At 67.2% G+C, this 23,152-nt stretch carries 22 protein-coding genes; 13 read left to right on the forward strand and 9 right to left on the reverse strand.

From position 1 onward, the window contains the following. Positions 1–97: 97 nt before the first annotated feature. On the forward strand, positions 98–730 hold the full coding sequence (locus AB0K18_RS20470; protein WP_364916221.1) for an FCD domain-containing protein: 633 nt from the start codon (positions 98–100) through the stop codon (positions 728–730). 138 nt (positions 731–868) lie between these two features. Here AB0K18_RS20470 and AB0K18_RS20475 read toward each other — a convergent pair whose 3' ends face one another. After that, positions 869–1,597, reverse strand: a complete 729-nt coding sequence (locus AB0K18_RS20475; protein ID WP_364916223.1) for a hypothetical protein — start codon at positions 1,595–1,597, stop codon at positions 869–871. A gap of 119 nt (positions 1,598–1,716) precedes the next feature. Between AB0K18_RS20475 and AB0K18_RS20480 the strand changes: the two genes are divergently transcribed. From AB0K18_RS20480 to AB0K18_RS20495, 4 genes are all read left to right on the forward strand, one after another. Next, the gene (locus tag AB0K18_RS20480; protein WP_364916225.1) at positions 1,717–3,126 is read left to right on the forward strand and encodes a transcriptional regulator; all 1,410 of its coding nucleotides are present in this window, start codon (positions 1,717–1,719) and stop codon (positions 3,124–3,126) included. Then, the gene (locus tag AB0K18_RS20485; RefSeq protein WP_364916228.1) at positions 3,126–4,958 is read left to right on the forward strand and encodes a DEAD/DEAH box helicase; all 1,833 of its coding nucleotides are present in this window, start codon (positions 3,126–3,128) and stop codon (positions 4,956–4,958) included. The genes AB0K18_RS20480 and AB0K18_RS20485 overlap by 1 nt, the downstream gene beginning before the upstream one ends. Next, positions 4,942–5,790: a DUF3883 domain-containing protein gene (locus AB0K18_RS20490; RefSeq protein WP_364916231.1), complete on the forward strand. Its 849-nt coding sequence runs from the start codon at positions 4,942–4,944 to the stop codon at positions 5,788–5,790. Before AB0K18_RS20485 ends, AB0K18_RS20490 begins: the two co-directional genes overlap by 17 nt. A 777-nt stretch (positions 5,791–6,567) precedes the next feature. Next, positions 6,568–7,122 (forward strand): hypothetical protein, encoded by a 555-nt coding sequence (locus tag AB0K18_RS20495; RefSeq protein WP_364916235.1) that lies wholly within the window; start codon positions 6,568–6,570, stop codon positions 7,120–7,122. Positions 7,123–7,650: 528 nt separating this feature from the next. Here AB0K18_RS20495 and AB0K18_RS20500 read toward each other — a convergent pair. Continuing rightward, entirely contained in the window at positions 7,651–8,223 is a 573-nt protein-coding gene (locus tag AB0K18_RS20500) for a very short patch repair endonuclease (RefSeq protein ID WP_364916238.1), read from the reverse strand. A gap of 22 nt (positions 8,224–8,245) precedes the next feature. Between AB0K18_RS20500 and dcm the strand changes: the two genes are divergently transcribed. Continuing rightward, positions 8,246–9,520, forward strand: coding sequence for a DNA (cytosine-5-)-methyltransferase (dcm, locus tag AB0K18_RS20505; RefSeq protein WP_364916239.1), 1,275 nt, complete (start codon positions 8,246–8,248; stop codon positions 9,518–9,520). Positions 9,521–9,669: 149 nt separating this feature from the next. On the opposite strand, the gene AB0K18_RS20510 is transcribed toward dcm, so the two are convergent. Further along, positions 9,670–9,921 carry a GntR family transcriptional regulator gene (locus AB0K18_RS20510; protein ID WP_364916241.1) on the reverse strand — a complete coding sequence of 84 codons (252 nt, stop codon included), beginning with the start codon at positions 9,919–9,921 and terminating at the stop codon, positions 9,670–9,672. Positions 9,922–10,439: 518 nt separating this feature from the next. Between AB0K18_RS20510 and AB0K18_RS20515 the strand changes: the two genes are divergently transcribed. The 3 genes from AB0K18_RS20515 to AB0K18_RS20525 all read left to right on the forward strand — a co-directional run bounded on the left by AB0K18_RS20515 (position 10,440) and on the right by AB0K18_RS20525 (position 11,981). Continuing rightward, the gene (locus AB0K18_RS20515; RefSeq protein ID WP_364916244.1) at positions 10,440–10,586 is read left to right on the forward strand and encodes a hypothetical protein; all 147 of its coding nucleotides are present in this window, start codon (positions 10,440–10,442) and stop codon (positions 10,584–10,586) included. 229 nt (positions 10,587–10,815) lie between these two features. Continuing rightward, positions 10,816–11,682 (forward strand): hypothetical protein, encoded by an 867-nt coding sequence (locus tag AB0K18_RS20520; RefSeq protein WP_364916247.1) that lies wholly within the window; start codon positions 10,816–10,818, stop codon positions 11,680–11,682. Then, a complete protein-coding gene (locus AB0K18_RS20525) occupies positions 11,679–11,981 on the forward strand; it encodes a hypothetical protein (RefSeq protein ID WP_364916250.1) in 303 nt (100 codons plus the stop codon). Before AB0K18_RS20520 ends, AB0K18_RS20525 begins: the two co-directional genes overlap by 4 nt. Before the next feature lie 4 nt (positions 11,982–11,985). Here AB0K18_RS20525 and AB0K18_RS20530 read toward each other — a convergent pair whose 3' ends face one another. After that, entirely contained in the window at positions 11,986–12,738 is a 753-nt protein-coding gene (locus tag AB0K18_RS20530) for a DUF429 domain-containing protein (RefSeq protein ID WP_364916253.1), read from the reverse strand. Positions 12,739–12,753: 15 nt separating this feature from the next. Here AB0K18_RS20530 and AB0K18_RS20535 point away from each other — a divergent pair, with 15 nt between their 5' ends. Together AB0K18_RS20535 and AB0K18_RS20540 are read left to right on the forward strand one after the other, a co-directional pair. Continuing rightward, positions 12,754–13,365, forward strand: a complete 612-nt coding sequence (locus AB0K18_RS20535; protein ID WP_364916256.1) for a disulfide bond formation protein DsbA — start codon at positions 12,754–12,756, stop codon at positions 13,363–13,365. 198 nt (positions 13,366–13,563) lie between these two features. Then, positions 13,564–14,097 carry a hypothetical protein gene (locus tag AB0K18_RS20540; RefSeq protein WP_364916259.1) on the forward strand — a complete coding sequence of 178 codons (534 nt, stop codon included), beginning with the start codon at positions 13,564–13,566 and terminating at the stop codon, positions 14,095–14,097. 114 nt (positions 14,098–14,211) lie between these two features. On the opposite strand, the gene AB0K18_RS20545 is transcribed toward AB0K18_RS20540, so the two are convergent. Genes AB0K18_RS20545 through AB0K18_RS20560 form a run of 4 tightly spaced genes read right to left on the reverse strand, consistent with a single transcriptional unit; the run spans position 14,212 to position 18,435 of the window. After that, the gene (locus AB0K18_RS20545; protein ID WP_364916261.1) at positions 14,212–14,670 is read right to left on the reverse strand and encodes a nuclear transport factor 2 family protein; all 459 of its coding nucleotides are present in this window, start codon (positions 14,668–14,670) and stop codon (positions 14,212–14,214) included. A gap of 56 nt (positions 14,671–14,726) precedes the next feature. Further along, on the reverse strand, positions 14,727–16,973 hold the full coding sequence (locus AB0K18_RS20550; RefSeq protein ID WP_364916263.1) for a xanthine dehydrogenase family protein molybdopterin-binding subunit: 2,247 nt from the start codon (positions 16,971–16,973) through the stop codon (positions 14,727–14,729). Continuing rightward, positions 16,970–17,959, reverse strand: coding sequence for a xanthine dehydrogenase family protein subunit M (locus tag AB0K18_RS20555; protein ID WP_364916266.1), 990 nt, complete (start codon positions 17,957–17,959; stop codon positions 16,970–16,972). The genes AB0K18_RS20550 and AB0K18_RS20555 overlap by 4 nt, the downstream gene beginning before the upstream one ends. Next, positions 17,956–18,435 (reverse strand): 2Fe-2S iron-sulfur cluster-binding protein, encoded by a 480-nt coding sequence (locus AB0K18_RS20560; RefSeq protein WP_364916583.1) that lies wholly within the window; start codon positions 18,433–18,435, stop codon positions 17,956–17,958. Before AB0K18_RS20560 ends, AB0K18_RS20555 begins: the two co-directional genes overlap by 4 nt. Before the next feature lie 120 nt (positions 18,436–18,555). Here AB0K18_RS20560 and AB0K18_RS20565 point away from each other — a divergent pair, with 120 nt between their 5' ends. Both AB0K18_RS20565 and AB0K18_RS20570 read left to right on the forward strand, forming a co-directional pair. After that, the gene (locus AB0K18_RS20565; protein ID WP_364916268.1) at positions 18,556–19,266 is read left to right on the forward strand and encodes a TetR family transcriptional regulator; all 711 of its coding nucleotides are present in this window, start codon (positions 18,556–18,558) and stop codon (positions 19,264–19,266) included. Positions 19,267–19,359: 93 nt separating this feature from the next. After that, entirely contained in the window at positions 19,360–20,973 is a 1,614-nt protein-coding gene (locus AB0K18_RS20570) for a cellulase family glycosylhydrolase (RefSeq protein ID WP_364916271.1), read from the forward strand. A gap of 59 nt (positions 20,974–21,032) precedes the next feature. Here the strand turns inward: AB0K18_RS20570 and AB0K18_RS20575 are convergent, their stop codons facing one another. Beyond that, positions 21,033–23,120, reverse strand: a complete 2,088-nt coding sequence (locus tag AB0K18_RS20575; protein ID WP_364916273.1) for a sensor histidine kinase — start codon at positions 23,118–23,120, stop codon at positions 21,033–21,035. Between the last annotated feature and the right edge of the window lie 32 nt (positions 23,121–23,152).

Raw genomic sequence — 23,152 nt, forward strand, 5'->3', positions numbered from 1 at the left:
AGCGTAGCGCCGCCGCGCTCAATTGACCAGAATGGTTCGGGTGTTTTCCGGTTCACCTCCGACCCGCGCAGAATCCCTCGCCGCCGACATCGAGTCCATGATCGATACCCGCGGCCTGGGCCCCGGCGACCTGATCGGCACCATGGACGACTTCCGCGACCTGTCGGGCTACGGCCGCGCCACGATCAGCGAGGCGGCCCGGCTGCTCAGCGACCGCGGCACGGTGGAGATCCGCCCGGGCCGCAACGGCGGCCTGTTCGTCGCCGCCCCCAACCCAATAGTCCGCCTCCGCCACACTCTGCTCTCGGTCCGCACGATGCCGACAACGGTGGCCGACGCCATAGCCGTACGCGACTCCTTGGAACCGTTGATCGCCCTGGACGCCGCCCGCCACCGCACCAAAGGCGACATCACCGCCCTACGCAAACTCCTCACAGCATTGAGGCGCGCAACGTCCGACCGAGACCGCTTCCTCCGCGCAAACCTGGCATTGCACGAACGCATAGCCGACATAACCCCAAACCACCTGGCCAAGGCGGTCTACCTGACAATGACCCGCTGCATCTCAGACCTCTCCACCCACGCCACCCCAGACTCCACCACCGACCCGACCACCTACCTAGAGCACCGGGTAGAGGTCCACACGGAACTGGTGGAGGCGATCGCAGCCGGCGACGTAAGCCGCACTGCAACCGCCGTGGAGCGCCACCAAGCGCCCCGCGAAGCATGACTCATTGTGGGCTACACCTGGTCGGACACTCCGGGACAGGTCAGCTCGGTGGCGGTACGACACAGCAAGCTGCAGGATGATCCGCCTCAGAGGACATCTCTACACCGATTTGTCCGTTATGCAAATTTCTGGGGCCAATCAACCCGATCGCTGAACGTAGCCGTCCAACTGCTGCTGCCCTTCCTCTAGAGCAGCAAGAACTTCTCGCTTCGCTTCCTCAGGCAATCGCCGATAAGAAGCCCACGCTCGCTCTAAAGGAGTTGAGCCGCGACGTCCCCGCTGCATCCATCGGCTGAGTCGCCGCAGCTCGTGCGATTCGAGGGCCTTGATATTCGCGAGGACTTCGTCAGCACGAACCGGGTCTCCGCCTCGCCCCGCACGACAGCGTTTACATTGAGTAGCGAGGAGTATCTCCTCGCTACCATCTGGCAGGACCACTTCTACGCGCACGACGGAGAGCACTGCCGTCTGATTCGAGTCCTCAAGGTAGGGCTCACCACCAGAGATCCCGCAGACGGTGCACAAGTAGTCGTCACGTTGCAGGACAGCCTGCTTCTCCTTGGCTGATATCGCCTTGTTGGGCGCTGCCGCTCGGCGGGCGGCAGGATCCCATACCGGCACGCCAGCCTTGACGAAGCGCTGATCCTCGGCGGTGAGCGTGGCATCCTCGGTGTTGGTGAGGATGACCCAGCCGTAGTCGCGAAGATCGCGTACGCGCCGGTCTACCTGCGAAACGCCCGGGAATGCCTGGCGGACCTGCTCCTTAGTGAAGGTGTTGCCCTCACCAACCACTTGCACAAGCCACAGCGCGGACTTCACCATAGTCCCAGCCTTGTACTGCGGATCGTTCCAGGCGGGAAGCGTCATGCGTCTAGCTCCGTCTTCTCCGGGCGGGGATGCGGCCTCTGAATCAATTCGGGGTCTCGTAAACGCTCTCTATCATGATGCCTGGAGTGCTTGCTATTAGAGTCCTTGGAGGCAACGGCATGGCTGTGAAGTTCGGTGTTCCCCCTGAGGGCGAGAGGATCCGCTCCTTGGTGGAGGAGCGTCTCAAGCAAGCCATGTCTGAGAACGGGGGCAAGATTACGGTCGACTGGCGCGGCGAGCAGAAACACCTGTACGTGATCTCGATGCCCGTCGACATGCTGTACTTCAACCCTGATACCCACCGCATCCGTGCCCAGAGGACCCTGGATCCGCAGCGGAACCAAGTCCTGGAGCAGACGCCGTGGAGCGAGTCCGCGCAGGCGTATCTCCATGATCTCCTTCGCCAGAAGGCTTCCGACCCCAAGCAGACGGATCCTGACTATACGGCGCTCATGGAAGAGCTTGATGACTTCGGGCAACGGGAGCCGGGGATCATCAGCCCTGACGGCATCATCGTCGACGGGAACACCCGCTGTGCGGCCCTGCGAGACCTAGGCACCAAGGACATCCGCGTCGGCGTGCTTCCCGCCGACACTTCCCGCCGTGACATCAACAATGTCGAACTCGCCCTCCAGCTACGACGGGACAAGCGCCGGGACTACTCCTACATCAACCGCCTCATCGCCATCGAGGAGGAGCTGGCCAGCGGGCGGCGCGAAGAGGACGTGGCCCGCGACTTCAACATCAAGGTGAAGACCCTCCGTCAGGACCGCTGGGTCTACCAGATGATCAACGAGGCCATCGAACGCAGCAAAACCAGCGACGGCGCACAGCTGCGACTCGTCGACTTCGAAGAGCACCAGGAGAAGCTTCGAGAGCTCCAGCGAGACTTCGCGAAGAAGGCCGAGACTGATCCTGAGGCTGCTGAACAGCTCAAAGAGTCCAGGCTCGCGATGGTCGTGCTCAACTATCCCAAGACCTCGCTACGGCTCGCAGAGGCAGACTTCCACAGCAGATACCTGAATGAACGTCTGCCTGATGAGCTCCGCCCCCAGGTTCAGGCACCTGGAACGGTCAACATCCCCGGACTTCCTGGCGTCTCGCTGCCCGACGCTGCAGTGTCCGTCAAAGCAGCTCAAGCCCTTACCGACCAGCTACTTCAGGCGAAAGCAGCCAGCGTGGCTGGCGACAAGGTAAAGGCGGAGGAGCAAGCAGAAGCAGGCCGGCTCATTACATCCGCCCGCAAGACGTTCGACGTAGCGGTGAAGCTAGCAGGCCAGAACGCTCAGCTGGAGAAGCGCAAGATCGCTGTTCAGGAGCGTCTCACCGATGCAGCGGATTACGTCCGGCAATGTGCGACGGAGTTCGCTGAAGCCAAGGCGAAGCGCGTTCTGGACGAGGACGCTTTCGACGACGCTCTGCTAGAGCTGCGAGAGAGCCTTGCGAGACTTGCCAGACAAGCGAGCCGGACCTTCAGCTCGCCCGGCGACGGGGTTGAGTGGCTGCTGGCCGCGACGCGGGAAGACTGATGCCGAGCACCGCCTCAAAGGCCAGCCTGGAAATCGGTTTCGGCGATGGAGTTGCTAGGGCGCGTCTACGCGCCAGCAGCGAACACGAGGAGGACCTCAAACGCCTAGCGCTCAAGTTCCGCAGTGGTGTCCTGCGCATGTCTGGCGAGCTTGAGGTTGATGTCGAAGACCTTCTCGTTAACCTGCTCGCGCTAGCATCCTGGCCTGAACCTGCCACTGTCGTCTGGGACCCACAACTCGCAGCCTTGGCAACCGGCTCCGCCGCGGACGCGCAAGCCATGGGCGAGAGGCTAGACGGAGCCAAGCCTTCAACCGAAGTGACTCCAGCCGATGTTCCGCAGTTGCTGGGCACATCGTGGACAGGCGATCTCACCGAGTTCCAGCTCCGGGACATCGCGCGGCTGCTCTCACTGAGACACGGCGCAAACTTCTCTGTACCTGGGGCCGGCAAGACCCGCGTGGGCTTGGGCGTCTTTCAGGCTCTGCGCCGCGACGGGGTCGAACGCCTCCTCGTTGTCGGGCCCAAATCCTGCTACGAGTCGTGGCTCTTCGAGAACCAGCAGTGCCTCGCTGATCCGTTGCGTATGCAGGTCTACGGCAAAGACAACGACCCCTCCGCCGATGCGCTGATCGTCAACTACGAACGGCTACGGTTCGACGGCGTCGCGAACGATCTCGGTTACTGGCTGTCCGCCCGTCCGTCCATGCTCCTGCTCGACGAAGCACACAGAATGAAGCTGGGGGCCGACGGTACGTATGGCGCCGCGTGCTTGGCCCTGGGACCAAGAGCCAAGCACCGGCTCATCCTTACGGGCACGCCCGCGCCCAACGGCCCGAAGGATTTGGAGAACCTCTTCGCCTTTGTATGGCCTGGGCACGGGCGGCAGAAGGTCATCCAGGCAGTCGGAGACGGAGATCTTGCGAAGGCCAGCCAGGTGCTGCGCCCGCTGTTCACCAGGACGACCAAGAGAGAGCTGGGCCTTCCCCCGGTGACGACCGCCCTGCGTGTCGTCCCCATGCCGCCTCTGCACAAGGAGATCTACAACGCCTTGCGCGGACGCTTCTCGGCCAGAGCCGCCGGCGCAGAGGCTGACTTCCTTACGCTGGGAAGAATCGTCGTCTACATGCTCATGGCCGCGACCAGTCCCGCCTTGCTGTCCGTGGGGACCACACGATATGAGCCGCTCGCGTACCGAGTGCCGCCGCTGTCGGTGCCTGACACGTCACCGCTTTCAGCCCTCATGCGTGACCTGCCAAGCTACGAGATGTCCCCCAAGTATCAGGAAACCCTAGCGATTGTCGCGGCCAACGCCGAGCGAGGTCGAAAGACCCTGGTGTGGTCCACCTTCATACGAAGCCTCAACACGCTCAATCGCATCCTCGGCGAATTCCAGCCGGCCATGGTGCATGGCGGCACCGAGGACCGCGACGCGGAGCTGTCTCGCTTCAGGAACGACCCCAAATGCATGGTGTTGCTCTCCAACCCCGCCACTCTCGGGGAGGGCATCAGCCTGCACCACGAGTGCCATGACGCGGTCTACGTCGACCGGGACTTCGCGGCCGGTCGGTTCCTCCAGAGCCTGGACCGCATCCACCGCTTGGGGTTGCCCCCGGACACCGAGACCAGAGTCACCGTACTGGCGTCCGAGGGCACCATTGACGAACTCGTCGAACAACGCTTGGCCGACAAACTGCTGTTCATGGGCAGCATCCTCGATGATCCAGCCGTCCGTGAACTTGCGGACCTGTACGAGGAACCTGCCATCGGAGGCGGACTCGACAAGCTCGACTTGCAGGTCCTGATGGGTCACCTTCGTGCCCCTGCCGCCTGAACCCGTCCTGCGTGCTGCTGTCCGGTGGCTGGAGAGATTGCCGGCCATCGGACAGCGGCGTTGCCGTGTCCTCTTCACTACTCACCCCGATTTCAGCGACCTGACGCCCACGCAGTACGACGCAGCGTACGGATGGCTCAGTGAGGCGGGCCTGCTTGAAGACGCACAGACGCCAGGCAGCATCGCTGAGCGGGTCTTCGAAGCGACGCTGAAAAGCCTTCCCTGGTTTCAGGACGCGGATGTCCTCGTACAGAGCCCAGGCGAACTACCGGACGACGCTCTGCGAGCCTCAGAGGTCATCGGACTGAGCACTTCTGAGGCGTTCAGACAGCTTCACGCTCTGTGGGGCAAGGTTGATCTCGCTCAGCGAGCCAGGATCGGTGCAGCAGGCGAACGCGCTCTAGTCGAACTACTCAGAAAATCGACCAACGCGCATGTTGAGCACGTGTCCCAGCATTCCGATGCCTACGGATACGATATCGATGTCAGAACTGACGACAATACTTGCCTGCACCTCGAGATTAAAGCATCACTACGTCGGCATCGCCTCGTCCTATTCCTATCCCGCCATGAATATGAGACGATGCTAAATGATCAAGCATGGCAGCTTGTAGCAGTCCGTCTGACTGCGGACTTCAAAGCCGAAGCGGTGTGCTCAATTCCCACCTCATGGATCAAGGGGAACGCACCCCATGACCATGGATTGAGCGGACGATGGGATTCCTGTCGGCTCACCATTCCGTCTGACCAAGTTCAGAGCGGCATCCCTCGCTTGCTCCCACTGCTCAATGGCCATGCTTCGCCCATGCTCGACGGCAGCACCGATTGGTGAGAGCGGTAGCAACAAGCACGAGACCCCGGCAGCTGCAGAGCCTCGCCAGACGCTTATAGTATGTTACAGATCAAATATGCAATAGCAAAGCGCCAAGAGCACCGTGCAAGGTGCACGTAATTGCACCGTCTTGCACGCCATGGGCGCCGGTCAGGCGATCGCCTCTTAGGCAGCACCTCCGATAGGCCCCGAACGATGCCCTGGTGTGTCGCCACGCTCCGGCGACTGAGAATCCCTACTCATCGGCTTCTATCTCAGCGCACGCAGAGAAATCCCTGACCAGTGACCTGAGGCTGCCCTCCCGGAGCTACCGAGCCGACTTGCTTGAGGGACCCGCTTCCTGGCCGACAGCAAACATGCGCCGGTCCCGGACGAAGTGCAAGAAAATGCAACCCGACAACGCGCGGAACTCGACTCCGGGCGTCATTGGCCTATGGCATGATTTTCCCGAAGTGTCGGCCGTTCATCCCTAAGGGGCCTGCCATGCCCATTGGCACCACCGCGGATTCGCTTCCTGAGACAGCTCGGCTGATCCGCGACGCGATCGCCGATCGCGGACATCGCCCGTGCAGTATCGCTAAGCAATCCGCTTCCACAGCCCGGGACTTTGTTGACATCGACCCGAGCTTGAAGACCTGCTCGATCCACGAATCGCAAATAAGTCGATGGCAGAGCGGCGCAACTATAAGGCCAGGGCGGGCAGGGTTGATTGTCTTGATGCTGACTCTCCTTCGCCTAGACGATCCTCGATATTCGAGCTGGTCCGACGAAAAGCGCATGGAGGTTTACAACGAGGCGACCGCCTTCGTCAGGAAGGCTTTAAGCGCAGCGCCGAGAAGCCAGCCTGGGAAGAAAGAAAACGATTCAAGTGACTTTACAGGGGCGCGCCGGGAACACACGATTGAGCTGCTCGGCGAGGAGTATGGCACGCGATTGCTCCGGGAGGCGAGCGAGACGAAGACTAGCGACGCGCCGGCCAAGCTTGCACTTCTGCATCATCTCCACGGCAACGTGGATGACGTCCGTTTCTGGGCCGCCGTGGCTGCAGTTGCAAATCGTGAATACACTCCACCAGCGTCCATCCAAGAGTCTTTGGAAGAGGCGCGTAGATACGCCCTCGGATATCAGCGTGCGCGAGACTTTGCGGCGGCCCGCGTCTACCTATCCCTAGCAGCAGACAAGGAGGATGCACTATCCGCGTTCCAGCTCGGGATCATGGCCGAATCTGAGGCAGATGTAACGGAAGCGATAGCGTGGTATAAGAAAGCCGCCACTTTCGGCCACCCAGACGGCGACGAGCGTGCGTACCGCCTCTGGCGGACACTGCACTGACGGTCACCGAGTCGTTAACGATCGCCTGTAAATCCCGACCAGCTTTCACGGAGGCTACTCCGACATACCGTTGCAGGCGCCCGGCGAGCGCGGCCATTACGGCATGGAGCAGCAAACTCTACCCACATGCGCACAGCATGACCTGCTTCATCCCACCCATAAAGCAATTGTGAAGCGTTAATTTGGCGAGGGACCATGAGAGACGTTTACGAGGGTTCAGCTCCTCGCGACGGCAGGCGGCGATGAGCACCCCTCCTATTTTGGACCTGCTCACTACAACAGCAGCAAGCATAGGTGGAGCGGCAGCACTGATCTTGGTTGCTATCCTGTACACAATTAGGCACCCTGAAAAGATCGGCGAGTGGCTCCCAAAGCTAGTCACCGCTTGGTACAGAGGCCGCGCCGAGGCCGAAAGGGCGAGGCGCGCGTACAGGAAGGTGCGAAACTCAGGCACAGGGAAAAATCGGCTGCCTTAATAAGCACAGTCGCGCCCTGTCGCGTCCAGCGCCTGGGTCGACAGTGACTCGTTCACGGCGTGGATGAACTACTATCGCACGAGCATTCGAAACTTCGATCAACCGCGGCGACAACCGCCTCAACTGCGGAGGATAGCGGCTCGTGCTCCCACAGACGCAGGACAGTCCAGCCTGCGGCGTCGAGCGCTGCGTTGACTCTGTGGTCACGCTCGATGTTCCGGCGCAGCTTCGGCGTCCAATACCACTCGTTGGTGGTCGGCTCGCGGCCGTGCTCCGGACAGACGTGCCAGAAGCAGCCGTCCACGAAGACTGCTACCTTGCGGGCCGTGAAGACGATGTCGGGACGCACTTTGACTTCGCCGAGATCGAGACGGAAGTCCTTGCGGTAGCGGTAGCCGAGCCGGTGCAGGGCACTGCGCAACGCCACCTCGGGCTTGGTGTTGGCCCTCCTGTTGGCACGCATGTTGCGCGAGCGTCCCTCGTTGAGCGGGGCGGGGTAGACGCCTCGCTCGTGGGCCTGTCTTCTGGCCTCGTCCCTCTTGGTCTCAGACACTTCCGCACCGATAATCACGTCGTTCCGGGCCTTCTCCGCGAAGATACATGTGGTGACGTACCCGCGTGCCACCAAGCAAGTGAAAGGGGCCTTCGTGGCTGAACCGCTTCGTGTCATCGAGATCTGCGCCGGCGCGGGTGGGCAGGCGCTCGGGCTCGAGAAGGCTGGGTTCGAGCACGAACTGGCCGTGGAGCTGGACGAGAACGCCGTGAACACCCTGCGGCACAACCGGCCACATTGGAAGGTGGTCAAGGGTGATGTCGCGGACCCGGCTGTCTGGGATCCGGAGGACTACGCCCCTGGACCTGGACGAGCGCCTATCGATCTCCTGGCTGGCGGAGTTCCCTGTCCTCCGTTCACGATTGCCGGCAAGCAGCTGGGCGCAACCGATGAGCGGGACCTCTTCGCTTGGGCGGTCGAGCAAGTCAAGGTTGTTCAGCCACGGGCGCTGCTCCTGGAGAACGTCCGAGGGCTCAGCATGCCCCGCTTCGCCGGCTACCGCCAGCATGTCCTCGACAAGCTCGCTGATTTCGGCTACGCGGCTGAGTGGAATCTCCTCCATGCGTCTGACTTCGGCGTACCCCAGCTTCGACCCAGGTTCGTGCTCGTAGCAATGAAGCCTGAGGACTTCGTGCACTTCCACTGGCCAGCCCCGATGGGCGAGGCGCCTACCGTTGGCGAGGCTCTGCTGCCTTTGATCTCGGCCAACGGGTGGCGCGGAGCAGAAGAGTGGGCCAAGAAGGCGAACGACATCGCGCCCACCATCGTGGGTGGCTCCAAGAAGCATGGGGGTGCCGATCTTGGGCCAACCCGCGCCAAACGGGCCTGGGCAGAACTTGGCGTAGACGCCCTCGGGGTAGCGAATGACGTTCCCGGGCCGGACGATGTCTTCGCGGTCGGCCCCAAGTTGACCTGTGAGATGGTCGCCCGCATCCAGGGGTGGGATGGGGAAGAGTTCAAGTGGACGTTCACTGGCAAGAAGACATCTAGCTACCGCCAGATCGGGAACGCCTTCCCGCCGCCTGTGGCGAAGGCCCTAGGCGTTGCGATCGTTGCGGCCCTCAACCGTACGGCTGCTCGTCGTGAGACCGACCCTGTCATTGAGCATGACCCCATCTATCGCGCTCTTCGTGATACGGGTGACTTCATGACAGCAGCTCAGATTGCCCGCAAGACGAAGGAGCAGCTCTCCGACCCAGAGATCGACCGTCGCATCAGCCTTCTGAGCCGCGACTTCGAGATCCTCAAGGAGACACGTCAGAGCGGGCTTGCGTACAAGCTTGGCGCCTTCCGTGCCTTCACGGGTCAAGCTGATCACAAGCGGCATGATTACTTCCGCGATCGCGAGACCCTTTCAAGGATTAGCTAGCGGTCATTGCTCGGCCGGTCAGTCAAGTTGATCTCCTACTGTCTCGCCATGGCCGACCTACGCCCGGCCGCCAACCGCCGGCCGGGCACTGTTGCCTGACCTTGCCCCGGCTCGTGACGCTGGGCGCTACAACCGTGCCCGCGTTTGCATCAGTCGGCCCAGGCGCTGGGTTCTGACACGAAGCTGCCCATGCCGCGGACGGTAAAGATCAGGCCGCGTTCTCTGAGGATCACCGTCGCCTTGCGTGCGGTCTCACGTGCTACGCCGAACTCCTGCACAAGCCGCACTTCGTAAATGGGGTGCTTGGGCGGGTACTCTCCGGCCCGTATGCGCTTCTCCAGCTCTGCTGCTATCTGCGCTGACTTGGGGCTTGTGGGATCGAATTGCCACTCTTCCGCCATGCCTAGCACTGTAGGGACCCCCTCACGTCCCCCTACAGGAGCATCTGTCTATGGACAAGGGCATCTATAGGGAAGCTTCGTAGCCTGGTTTCGGCTCACCAGTCAGGTTCGTTCAGAGCCCTGTCCTTGGCTGCATAGGGCGTAACCCCACGCCCTGTTGCCTGCCAGAAACTTGTCGATCGTCCTCAGAAGCGGAGGTCCAGGCCCATGGGTCACACGGTCACAGATGTACGGTTCACGCCCCTTCTCGCCGCCGAGGTGAGGGAGGTGTTGGAGCGGCACGGGTATCGACTGCCGCAGGAGAGCGATCAGGTTCAGGGGATCGTTATGGCGAGGGTAGGGGCCGCGCTGCGGAATCTGGTCGAGGTCTTCGAGGGGCGGGTCTTTTGAGCGTTCCCGACTATCACGGGGCTCATGTCGGGCCGCTGCTTCCCGAGCCGGTAGAGCTCTCCTGGTACGAGCCGGTGTCTCGGGCGGCCGTTATCCGGGTTGTCGCGCACACCTGTGGGTGTCAGGCCATGGCGTACGAGCTGTGCACCGCTGGGGGGCAGGGGTTCGTGCGGCGGGCTGATCAGGAGCAAGGCACCGTGCATGAGACGGCCTGGACGTTGGTGGCTGTTGCGCGGCGGACCTTCGAGATGATCCTAAGCGGTCAGGGCGTGTGAGCCGGTGGTGGGCGGTGGTGTCGGACAGCCGGCCCCACCGCCTCCCACCGGCCACCCGAACCCACTGCTCCACCGACCACCCACAAGCCCAGCTGCTCCACGCAGCATTAGCGCCCGCCGCTCCCCCGCCGCGGCTCCACAGGCCGTCCCGGCATGCCTAAACGGTTGGGTTTCGAACCTGGTCCTGTGCCGCTTTCGTACGCGCTCCTGAGGTCGAGGAGTGGGTGGCATGAAGTGGAAGCTGGGGTCGGTTGTCGCGGCGCTTGTGGCGTTGGTTGCTGGGTCGGCGTTCGCGGTGCACAACTTGTCTGCCGACGAGCCTGTGGCGGCTCTGCCGCTGATCTACAGCTCCTATCCCGAAGGGGTGCACGGTCAAGGCTCCGTTGAGGGGGTGCGGAGGGATCGGGCGCCGAAGGTGATCGCTGCCCAGGCGGGTGGGCGGGTGACGCTTACTGGGCTGCTCGGGAGTCGGCGGCTTGAGGAGACCGTGTCGGTGGCGCGGTTTCGGATCGAGTGCTGGGTCCAGAGTCATGTGTCGTTCACGGCCTATCAGCGGGTGACGCTTCCGGCATATCTGGATCCGACTGTTCCGCCGGAGACGGTGCCGGTGACCGGGACGATGGATGTTCCTCCCTGTCAGCGGGTCGCCAACGGGGTGCATGGTCGGTACAGCGGGAAGATCTGCATCGTCGTGGGGGCGCGGGAAGGGGACGATCTCGGGGCTTCCTGCCGAGAGTTCCTGGTGGTCAAGGGGGCTCTGCTGGGGCCTGTACTGCCGGGGCTCGAGGCGGCGGGGGTTGTGCCCTTGTGGCGGGCAATCACCGAGGCGGAGCTCAAGTCGGTCGAGGAGAGGGGCGCTTACACGGTCATCCAGGGGCTGGAGGGGAAGTACTTCTTCCCGACGCGGGAGCAGGCGGAGAACTTCGCGAAGCTGGCCCAGGAGCGGGGGTGGGGGACGTACGTCGTCACGCAGGCCGAGATCGACGCGCGGCATCTCGCCAAGGCTGAGGCGGTCGCGGCTGCCGGGGAGGGGCCCGCATACTTCTTGCGTAATGGGCTGGTGAGGCTGGTCAGGCTGGTGAGGATCTTCAAATGACGGTGCGGGCGCGGGTGGGGGTGCGGGTTCCGGGGCTCAGGCAGCCGATGCCGTTGCCGGCGCGGTCGCTCATGGCGCGGATCGGGACGGATGAGAGCGGGCGACCGCTGCTGCTGGGGGTTGAGGTGGATGTCGCCGAGGCTGTCTCCTTGGCGCCTGGGGACGGCGAGGTCGTGGGTGAGGCGGAGTTTTGGTACGAGGACGCGGCGCGGTATGTCGTGCCGGGTGCTGAATTTCGGCTCTGGTATGGCGGGGATGTGGGGAGTATTTGGGTTTTGGAGGTGCTCGCCGGCCGGTGATGTCTCAGGGGGCGAGGTCGGCGAGTGGGGTGGTGGGGAGGGTTATCCAGCCTTCTGTGGCTGCGGTGGCCGACTCCTCAGGCCCAGGGGTGGTGGTCTTGCCCAGGGCGGCGGCGCGGGCGGTCAAGGCGCAGATGACGGCGTCCAGGGCGTCGTCGGACTTTCGGCAGAGCGGCTCGAACGAGGCCAGGTCGAGCCAGGGGGCCGACGACTTCAGCCGGTCTACGAGGGTGTTCAACGACGACAGGTTGCGGGAACGTTTGTAGCCCTGGTGTGGAAGGCCCCACAGTTTCAGGGAGGCGGCCGGGTAGACCTCCGCCACTGCGCCGGTGCCGCGACGGTCTACAGGGTGGCCATAACTGGCCAAACCGGCGAGGAGGGCGGCGCAGCGCATCGTGGTGTGGCCGATGCGGTCGGCCGATGGGCTCAGGGGGCGGAGGCCGGTTCGAGTCTGTACGACGTGGTCGGTCAGGCGGTGGGTGAGGGCGCGGCGCCAGGTCAGGCCGGGTACGCCGGGCGGCACCGTGACGTTTCCCTCGCGGTGGGCGGTGATGAAGTCGATGAACGGGGCAGGCCAGCCCAGGGGGCAGTCGATGCCGGTCTTGTCCGCCGTGATCATGGCTTCGAGGCAGGTCGCGTCGTCCGCGCCCAGGTCGAGGCGGGTGAGGTGGGCTCGGCCCGGGGACCAGTCCAGCCGGGCCAGGGCGGTACGCGGGGGTTCGGCGGCCAGGTCCACGCCGACGGTCAGCACACTCATGAAGGTAACCCGAGGATGGTGGTCATGATGATGGCGGTGGACATGTGGTTCGATCCGTCATGCCCGTACACCTGGTTGACCTCGCGCTGGCTCGTCGAGGTGAGCCGGGTGCGGGAGGTCGAGGTGCGGTGGCATGTGATGAGCCTGTCGGTGCTCAACGAGGGGCGGGAGGACGATCCCGAAGGCGACCCCGAGGGGTACCTGTGGGTGCCGGCGCGCATCTGCGCGGCCGTCCGCAAGACGCATGGGCAGGAGGCGCTCGGCCGGTTCTACACAGCCCTGTGGACGACGGGCGGAGGTGACTGGCTCGTTGATCTGCGTACGGCGCTGGAAACGGCGGACCTGCCCCATGACCTGGTCGAGGCGGGGATGGGGCACGACTACGACGACGAGTTGCGGGCCTCGACGGCCGAGGCTCTCCAACACGTCGGGGGCAATCAGGTCGGTACGCCGATCGTGGCCGTGACCGGCCGGACCGCGTTCTTCGGGCCCGTCATCTCCCAGGTGCCGACGGGTGAGGACGCGGGGCGGCTCTGGGACGGGGTGCTGCTGGTCGCGGGCACTCCCGGTTTCCACGAGCTCAAAGGCGGCCCGCCTCTCCAGCCAAAGCCCTACGAAGCTCACTAGCCAAAGCACTGCGGAACTCTCCAGCCCAAGCCCTACGCGACTCGCCGACCACAGCCTGACGAGGCTCGCGGGGCCAGAGCCTACGAGACTCACAGAGCCAGTGCCTTACGGAAAGTAATGGGTTCGGCCGATCCTGTGATTTCGGGCCGGTGCCGGGGCTATGTTGTGGTCACCCCAGCCGACAAGGACAAGAGTTTCATGAACGAGCTGCATGTGATCACCACCGAATGGGTCGACGCCCCCAAGTTCATCGGCTACCGCGACTACATGGCCGGCACCTACAACGCCTACCACTGCTCCTGCGCCGTCCCGCTCCCCGACCGGGAGGCGGCGACGCTGCACGCCGCCGAGCAGGGCCGCTGCGTGACCTGCCTGGGCTCGGGCATGATCTCGGTCGCTCCCTTCCACAGCGACGGCTGCCACCACTGCGATGGCTCGGGGAAGAACCAGCAGGGCGCGGTGGTGGTGCAGGCCCAGGTGACGGAGGACTTCGTCAAGGAGGTGGCGGGCCTGCTGCCGACGGAGTTCAGGGTGCAGGACGTGGTGGAGGTGCTGCGGCAGCACATGCCGCCGCACTGCGGCTCGATGGAGACGGTGTTCTCGGTGGCGGCGGGCCTCATCCGGTATCTGAAGGTGCAGGGGCTGGTCGTGCTGGGCACGGCGCCGGACTTCGTGCCGGGTGAGGGCGTCGAGCAGCGGTACGGCGACCCGATGTGGATCCGCACACCCTGATCGCCGGGACCCCCGACAAAACCCGACCCAAGCGACCCAGCCCAAGCAACCTGGCCCAAGCGACCCAACCGAAGCCCCGCGGCCCGAGCGCCCAAGCGCCCCAGCGCCCCAGCGCTAGAAGATCGGCAGCACGTCCACGCCGCGCTCGTCCTCGCCCCTGACCCCGAAGATGCGCCGCTCCGCCTCCGAGATGGGCACGTCGTTGATGCTGGCCTCCCGGCGCCGCATCAGCCCCGACTCGTCGAACTCCCACTGCTCGTTCCCGTAGCTACGCCACCACTGCCCGGAAGAATCCCGCGACTCGTACTGGAACCGCACCGCGATCCGGTTCCCGAGCACCCCCCACAGCTCCTTGCGCAGCGCGTAGTCCAGCTCCCTGTCCCACTTGCGGCGCAGGAAGGCGACGACCTCGGCCCGCCCGGTCAGGAACTCGTCGCGGTTACGCCAGACGGTGTCCTCGGTGTAGGCCAGTGCCACCTTCTCCGGGTCGCGGGTGTTCCAGGCGTCCTCGGCGGCCTGCACCTTGATGCGGGCGGTTTCCTCGGTGAACGGCGGGAAGGGCGGGCGTGACATGGGAGCCTCCTCAGATCGCTGAGATCAGCTTAGGCACGCCCGCCGGGGAAACCGGCTCACATCAGCTTGTCCAAGGTGATCGGCAGGTCGCCGACGCGCGTGCCGGTGGCATGCCGTACGGCGTTGCCGACGGCCGCGGCGACCCCGGTGATGCCCACCTCCCCCACCCCGACGATGCCGAGCGGCATGGTGGGGTCAGGGTCGCCGAGGTGGTGCACCTCCAGGCGCGGGACGTCGGCGTGCACCGGCACGTGGTACTCCGACAGGCTGGGGTTGACGATCCGCCCGTTGCGCGGGTCGACCAGGGTCTGCTCGGTCAGCGCGAGGCCGAGGCCCATGACGATGCCGCCGCGCATCTGGCTCTCGGCGGTCCTGGTGTTGACCACGGTGCCGATGTCGAAGACGCTGAGCCAGCGCGCGACGCGTACTTCCATGGTGTCGGGGTCGACGCGTACCTCGCAGAAGTGCGCGCCGGTGGCGGCCTTGACCCAGCGGCGGCGCTCGCGCAGCATCCCCACGACGAAGCCGAGCATGCCCTGCTTGATGGCGCCCTCGACGTGGTCGCGGCCGGCGGCGGCGAGGATGTCCGCGTACGTCTGCCCGCCCCCGGCGTGGTGCAGCCCGCCGTCGCGGGCCTGGAGGTCGGCGAGCCGGTGGCCGCGCAGCGGCGAGCCGGGGGCGCGGCGGGCCAGGGCGAGCACGGCCTGCTTCACCTTGGCGCAGGCGGCGACCACGGACGCGGCCACGCTCGCGGTCTGCCCGGAGCCGGCGGCCATGGGGGCGGCCGGGAGGTCGGAGTCGCCGTACTCGACGCGTACGGACTCCAGCGGCACCCCCAGTTCGTCGGCCGCGATCTGGGCCTGCGCGGTCGCCGCGCCCATGCCCATCTCCTGCATCCCGCAGCGCACGACCACGGTGCCGTCGGCGGCCAGCCGCACGGTGACGCTCGCGGGCCAGAGCATCGCGGGGTGGTAGGCGGTGGCCACGCCCATGCCGACCAGCAGCCGGCCGTCGCGCATGCCCTCGGTGCGCCGGTGCCAGCCGAACAGCTCGGCGCCCTTCGTGTACAGCTCACGCAGCCGCCGGTGGGAGAACTCCTGCCCGCCCACCGGGTCCCGCTCGGGCTCGTTGGCCAGGCGCAGCTCGATCGGGTCCATGCCGAGCCGCCAGGCCAGCTCGTCCATCGCCGACTCGATCGCGAACGTGCCGATGGCCTCGCCTGGCGCCCGCATGAACGTGGTGGCCAGCAGGTCGAGCTGGACCGAGGATTCGCGCAGCAGGATGTTCGGGGCCGCGTAGAGGTGGCGGGAGGCCGCGGTGATCGGCTCGGCGTTGCCGCCGATCCTGCTGGTGTGCGACACGCTGGTGTGGATGAGCGCGGTCAGCCGTCCGTGGGCGTCGGCGCCCAGCGCGACCCGCTGCGTGCTGGGTGTGCGCCCGCCGACGGTCCGGTAGACGGCCTCGCGGGTGAGCGCGAGGCGTACGGGACGGCCGGTCGCGCGCGCGGCCAGCACGGCGAGCAGCGTGCCCGCCCACACCGAGCCCTTGCCGCCGAAGCCGCCGCCCACGTACGGCGACAGCACCCGCACGTTCCCCTCCGGCACCCCGAACCGCTTGGCCAGGTGCCTGCGCAGGAAGGCGATGCTCTGGGTGCTCTCGTGCACGGTCAGCTCGTCGCCGTTCCAGACGGCGGTGGTGGCGTGCGGCTCGATCGCGTTGTGGTTCAGGGCGGGCGTGCTGAACGTCAGGTCCACCGAGATCGGCGCGGCGGCCAGCGCCGCCTCCGCGTCGCCCTTCTCGGCGCCGTGCTGCATGATCGGGTTGCCTTTGACGGGTACGGCGTTCGGCGCCTCGGCGGCGAAGTCCACCGCCGCGGGCAGCTCCTCGTACGCCGGCCGCACCAGCCGGGCCGCGTGCCTGGCGGTCTCCTGCGTCTCGGCCACCACGACGGCCACCGGCTGGCCGTTCCAGTGCACCTGGTCGGTGGCGAGGTAGTTGACCGAGGTGCCGGAGACCATCGAGCTGAGGTCGAGCGGGCCGCCCTTGGCGGGCTTCATGGCGGGGGCGTTCTCGTGGGTGAGCACCTCGATCACGCCGGGCACCGCGCGGGCGGCGGCGGTGTCGATGGCGGTGATGCGGCCGCGCGCGATCGTGGAGTGCACGATCGCGGCGTGCGCCAGCCCGGGGTAGGAGTGCTCGGCGGCGAAGCGGGCCTCGCCGTGGGTCTTGGCGGCGCCGTCGATGCGGTCCACGGCCCGGCCGACGTAGGGGGTGCGGGTCTCGGGAGGGGCGAACGTCGTCATCGGGCGGTCCCTTCGGTGCTCAGCTCGCGCAGCGTGGCCACGATCGTGGCGCGGGCCAGGCCGGACTTGAACGCGTTGGCCGGGCGTACGGTGGCCGCCGCCAGCTCGGCGTCGGCGGCGCGGCCGAACGCGTCCTCGTCGGCGGGGCCTCCGGCCAGGAGGCGTTCGGCCTCCCTGGCCCGCCAGGGCTTGGTGCCGACGCCGCCGAGCGCCAGCCGGGCCTCGGCGATCACGCCGTCGCGGACGTCCAGCGCCGCCGCGACCGAGACCAGGGCGAAGGCGTACGAGGCGCGGTCGCGGACCTTGCGGTAGCGGGACGGGGCGGCGAGCGCGGGGATCTCGACCGCGGTGATCAGCTCGCCGGGAGCCAGGTCGGTCTCGACGTCGGGGGTGTCGCCGGGCAGGCGGTGGAACTCGGTCAGGGGGACGCGGCGGGTGCCGTCGAGGCCGCGTACCTCGATGACGGCGTCCAGCGCGGCGAGCGCCACGGCCATGTCGGACGGGTGCGTGGCGATGCAGTGCTCGCTCACCCCGAGGATGGCCGAGCCGCGGTTGAACCCCTCCAGCGCGTCGCAGCCGGCGCCGCGCTCACGCTTGTTGCAGGCGGCTTCGGTGTCGTAGAAGTACGGGCAGCGGGTGCGCTGCAGCAGGTTGCCGCCCACGGTGGCCATGTTGCGCAGCTGCGCGGACGCCCCGGCGAGCAGCGCCTGTGACAGCACCGGGTAGCGGGCGCGGACCCGCCGGTCGGCGGCCAGCACGCTGTTGCGGACGAGCGCGCCGACGCGCAGGCCGCCGTCGGGAAGCTCCTCGATGGTGTCGAGCGGCAGGCCCGTGACGTCCACGACGGTGTCGGGCCGCTCGATGCCCTCGCGCATGAGGTCGACCAGGTTGGTGCCGCCGCCGATGAAGCGGGCTCTCGGCTCGGTCGAGGCGGCCAGCACGGCGGCTTCGACGTCGGCGGGCTTGACGTACGCGAACGGCCTCATCGTCCGGTCTCCCCCGCGACGTCCATGATCGCGTCCACGATGCCGTTGTAGGCGCCGCAGCGGCACAGGTTGCCGCTCATCCGCTCCCTGACCTCGGGCTCCGACAGCCGCTGCACGGCCGCCTCGCCCGTGACCGCGCTGGGCTGCCCGGCCGCGTGCTCGGCCAGCATGCCGATCGCCGAGCAGATCTGGCCCGGCGTGCAGTAGCCGCACTGGAGGCCGTCGTGGCGGACGAACGCCTCCTGGAGCGGGTGGTCCACGCCCTCGATGGTGGTGATGTCGTGACCGTCGTACTGGACGGCCAGGGCCAGGCAGGAGTTGATCCGCATGTTGCCGTCCAGCACCGTGCACGCGCCGCAGGCCCCCTGGTCGCAGCCCTTCTTGGGGCCGGTCAGGCCGATCCTGTCGCGCAGCGCGTCGAGCAGGCTCACCCACGGCTCGACGTCGAGGGCCACGACGTCGCCGTTCACCTTCATCCGTATCTCGGTCACTCGAGAGTCCTCCCATGGCGGATATGGGGGCGACGTTAACAGAACGTCGTTCACCTAACAAGAGACCGGCGTTCTGTTATCTATGGGCGTTATGCTGCTGACGACATGACAAGGGCGGCGTTTCGCCGGGCCAGGAGGCCCGAGCACAAGCAGCAGCGGCGCGAGGCGATCCTCGCCGCCGCGCGCGAGCTCGCCCGTACCTCGGGGGTGCGCAACGTCAGCCTGGGCGCGGTCGCCGACGCCGTCGGGCTGGCGAAGTCCAACATCGTGCGCTATTTCGGCACCCGCGAGGAGATCTACCTGGAGCTGCTCGCCGCGGAGTGGCACGCGTGGGCCGACGCCGTGGCCGCGGCCCTTCGCGACGAGCCTCCCGGGCAGGCGGAGGGCATGCGGCGGGTGGTGAGCGTGCTGACCGGCACGCTGGTCGAGCGGCCGCTGTTCTGCGACCTGATGAGCCACTCGTCCAACAGCCTGGAGCACAACGTCTCCGTCTCGGCGGCCCGTACGTACAAGCGGACGGCGATCGGGGTCACCGCCGAGCTGGGCGCGCAGGTGGCCCCGGTCGCCGGACTGACCGCGCGCGAGGGCGGCGAGCTGGTGGGCGCCGCGTGCGGGCTGGCCGGCATGCTCTACCCGGCCTCCAACCCGCCGCCCGCCATCCTCCAGGTCTACGCCGAGGACCCCGAGCTGGCCGCCGCCTGCCCCCGGCTGGAGCCCACGCTCACCCGCGCGCTCACGGCGATCGCGCTGGGCCTGCCGGCGTTGCGCGACGAGCCGCCCGAGGTGAAAGTTTCACCCCGATCCAGGCATTCCTGACCGCCCCGCCCCCTCTTCCTGTACATCGGCGTGATTTGCGCGGACCATGTGTGCCCGCCGACCTAACCGGTTAACAGAGAAGGGCACCCCTCCATGAGCACACGACTCGGGGCCGCCGTGGCGGCGCTCCTGTCGCTCCTCCTCACGATGCTGATCCTCCCCGCCGCCCCGGCGCACGCCGCCGTCGGGCTCCGGGTCAGCGGCACCAGGATCGTCGAGGCCAACGGGAACGCGTTCGTCATGCGTGGCGTCAGCCACGCCCATACCTGGTACACGAGCCAGACGGGCGCCTTCGCGCACATCAAGGCGCTGCGCGCCAACACCGTACGGGTGGTGCTGAGCGGCGGCCGGTGGCCGGCCAACGGCGCCTCCGACGTCGCCAATATCGTCTCGCTGTGTCGGCAGAACCGGTTAATATGCGTCCTCGAAAACCACGACACGACCGGCTACGGTGAGCAGAGCGGCGCGTACACGCTGGACCAGGCCGTCGACTACTGGAACAGCGTCAAGAGCGCGCTCACCGGCACCGAGGACTTCATCGTCGTCAACATCGGCAACGAGCCGATCGGCAACAACAACCCCTCGTCCTGGACCTCCGCCACCATCGACGCCATCACCCGCATGCGCAGCCTGGGCTTCCAGCACCTGCTGATGGTGGACGCGCCCAACTGGGGCCAGGACTGGCAGTCCGTCATGCGGGACAACGCGCAGCGGGTCGCCGACGCCGACCCGCAGGACAACACGGTCTTCTCCGTCCACATGTACGGCGTCTACGACACCGCCGCCGAGATCACCGCGTACCTGGACGCCTTCCGGACCGCCGGGCTGCCGCTGGTCATCGGCGAGTTCGGGCACAACCACAGCGACGGCAACCCCGACGAGGACACGATCATGGCGCAGGCCCAGGCGCGGGGCATCGGCTACATCGGCTGGTCGTGGAGCGGCAACGGCGGCGGGGTCGAATACCTCGACATGGTGAACAACTTCGACCCGGCCAGCCTGACCTCCTGGGGGGAGCGCATCTTCAACGGCGCCAACGGCATCGGGCAGACCTCGCGCGAGGCGACGTACTTCGGCGGCGGCGGCACCGACACCACCGCCCCCACGACGCCCGGCACCCCATCCGCCTCCGCCATCACCTCCAGTGGCGCGACCCTCACCTGGACCGCCTCCACCGACGCCGGCGGCTCCGGGCTGGCGGGTTATGACGTCTACCGGGAGCAGGGCAGCAACGACACCCTGCTCGGGCAGAGCGTCACCACCTCCATCACGCTCACCGGGCTGAGCCCCTCGACGCAGTACCAGGTGTACGTCCGCGCCCGCGACGGCGCGGGCAACCAGTCGGGCAGCTCACCGGCCGCCACCTTCACCACCACCTCGGGCGGTGGCAACGGCGGCGGCTGCACCGCGGCCGGCACCGTCCAGACCCAGTGGAGCGGCGGGTACGTCGTGCAGCCGGTCACCGTCACCAACGGCGGCACCTCCGGCATCACCGGCTGGACCGTCACCTTCGCCCTGCCCGCCGGCCACACCCTGGCCGGCTCGTGGAACGCCTCGGTCTCGGTGAGCGGCCAGACGGTCACGGCCAGGAACGCCGCCTACAACGGCACCCTGAGCGCGGGCGGCTCGACGAGCTTCGGCTTCCAGGTGACCCGCCCCAGCGGCAACACCGCGGCCGTCTCCAGCTACACCTGCACCACCTCCTGACCGGTGGAAAGAGGACCCGCCCTTCTCAAGGCTCAGGGAAGGGCGGGCCCCCGACCGGATCAGGAGACCGAGGGGGTTCTTCGGTCGGGTGAGGTGGCGAGCAGCGGGAGGGTGACTTCTACGCGGGTGCCGGTGCCGGCTGAGCCTGTCACGACACAGACGCCGCCCAGTTCGGCGGCGCGTTCGCGCATCGAGCCCAGGCCGACGCCGGTGCGGGGTGTGGCCGGGAGGCCCTTGCCGTTGTCGGTGATCAGGACGCGCAGGCGGCCTTCCTCGCGTTGGACGCGAATGCACGCCGTGGAAGCCTGGGCGTGGCGGCGGATGTTCGTCAGGGACTCCTGGACGATGCGGTAGACGGCCACCTCGACGGCGGCGGGCAGGTCGTCCAGGTCGCCTTCGACCTCCACCGTGACCTCAGGGGACGAACCGGCGGCGCCGTCCACCGCCTCGGTCTGGGGGCCGCCGGCGAGGCCGCGGAGGGCGCCGGCCAGGCCGAGGTCGTCGAGGGCGGGCGGGCGCAGGCCGTACACCAGCTCCTTGACGTCCTGCGTGACGGCGCCCATGCCGGTGGACAGCTCCCGCAGCAGTTCGCCCGCCGCCTCGGGAGAGGACGTGAGCGTGAGGCGGGCCATGTTCACGGTCATCGCCATGGCCGACAGGCTCTGGCCGAGCCCGTCGTGCAGGTCGCGGCGCAGCCGGCGGCGCTCCTCCTCGCGCGCGGTCAGGATGCGCTCGCGGGAGCGCTGCAGGTCGGCGGCCATGCGTACGGCGTGGGCGACGTCGGCGGCGTACGGCGTGAGCGTGCCCAGCACCCGGTCGTTGTGCGCGGCCGGGAAGCGGCGCGGCCCGGGCGGCCCGACGAGCAGCCGGCCGACCCGGATGCCGTGCCAGACCAGCGGCACCTCGCGCGGCGACGGCCCGACCCGGCCGCTCTCGACGTAGTGCGGCTCCCCGTCGGTCACCTCCACGGCGACGCCCTCGACCGCGAGCCCGTCGCGCAGCACGCTCACCACCGAGGTCAGCGCCTCGGCCGGGTCGCCGCGCCGGACGGCCTGGGTGAGCCGGGCGGCCAGCACGGCGGGGTCGCCGACGGAGCCGTACAGGAGCCGGTCGACGGCCCGCTGGAGCGCCCGCCGCAGCGGGTGGAAGAAGACGCCGGCGAACAGCGCGGCGGCCACCCCGGCGACCTGGTGGTAGCCGGAGACGAGCAGCCCGGACAGCGCGCCCGCGCCGAAGTAGACGGCGCTGACCACGGCCACCACCCCGGCCGCCACGAACGCCCGGCTGAGCACGGTGTCGATGCCGTAGAGCCGGTACCGCATGACGGAGAACGCCACCGCGAACGGAATGGCCGCCGCCCACGCGACCGCCGGCCAGATCAGCGCGGGCCAGATCGCGGCCCCGACCAGGAAGACGATGTACCCGGCGAAGGCGAACATGGGCCAGCCGATCTGCCGCCGCACCTCGGGCCCTGCGCGCCGCATGCGCACCGCCATCGACAGCCACGCCAGCGCCATCGCGGCGTAGATGCCGACCCAGCTCGCGACGTCCACCAGGTCCAGGTACGGCGCCAGCGCGGGCACCTGCGTCGGGTTGGGGATGACCTCGGGGTACGGATAGCTCTCGCGCGGCGGCGTCACCCTGACCAGGGCCCGCACGGTGGCGGTCCCGAGCGCGGCGGCACCCAGCCACAGCACCGGCCGCCAGCGCTTGGACGGCAGGCGGCCGTCGGGCGAGTAGAGCGGCAGCACCATGGTCAGCGTCAGGCCGCAGATCGCCCAGCCGAGCTGGCCGGGGACCCGTAACCAGCCGGCCATCAGCAGCTCGCCGTCGGCGGCGACCCGGAACATCAGCATCCTGGACAGGTCGCTGACCCCGGCGGCCGTCCCGCCGACGACCATGAGCCAGGCCATGTTGAGCTGGGGCCGGTGGTGGAGCAGGAACGCGCCGACGGCGGGAAAGGTGAAGATGACGGCGGTCTGCGGGCTCGCCATCCCGGGCGGCGTCCACTCCGGTGGCAGCCCGAGATAGACGAGGATGGCGAGCAGGCCGAGCAGCGGCGACGCCACCGCCAGGACGGCCGCGAACACCACTCCGCCGGTGAGCCGCCGCCCCTCCACGATCTCGCCGCCGGGACGTTCGGCCATTGTGCTCCGCCCGCCTCCCCGGGCCGCCGGTG

Origin of the sequence: Nonomuraea sp. NPDC049421 (genome assembly GCF_040677005.1) — a bacterium.
Taxonomy (GTDB): Bacteria; Actinomycetota; Actinomycetes; order Streptosporangiales; family Streptosporangiaceae; genus Nonomuraea; species Nonomuraea salmonea.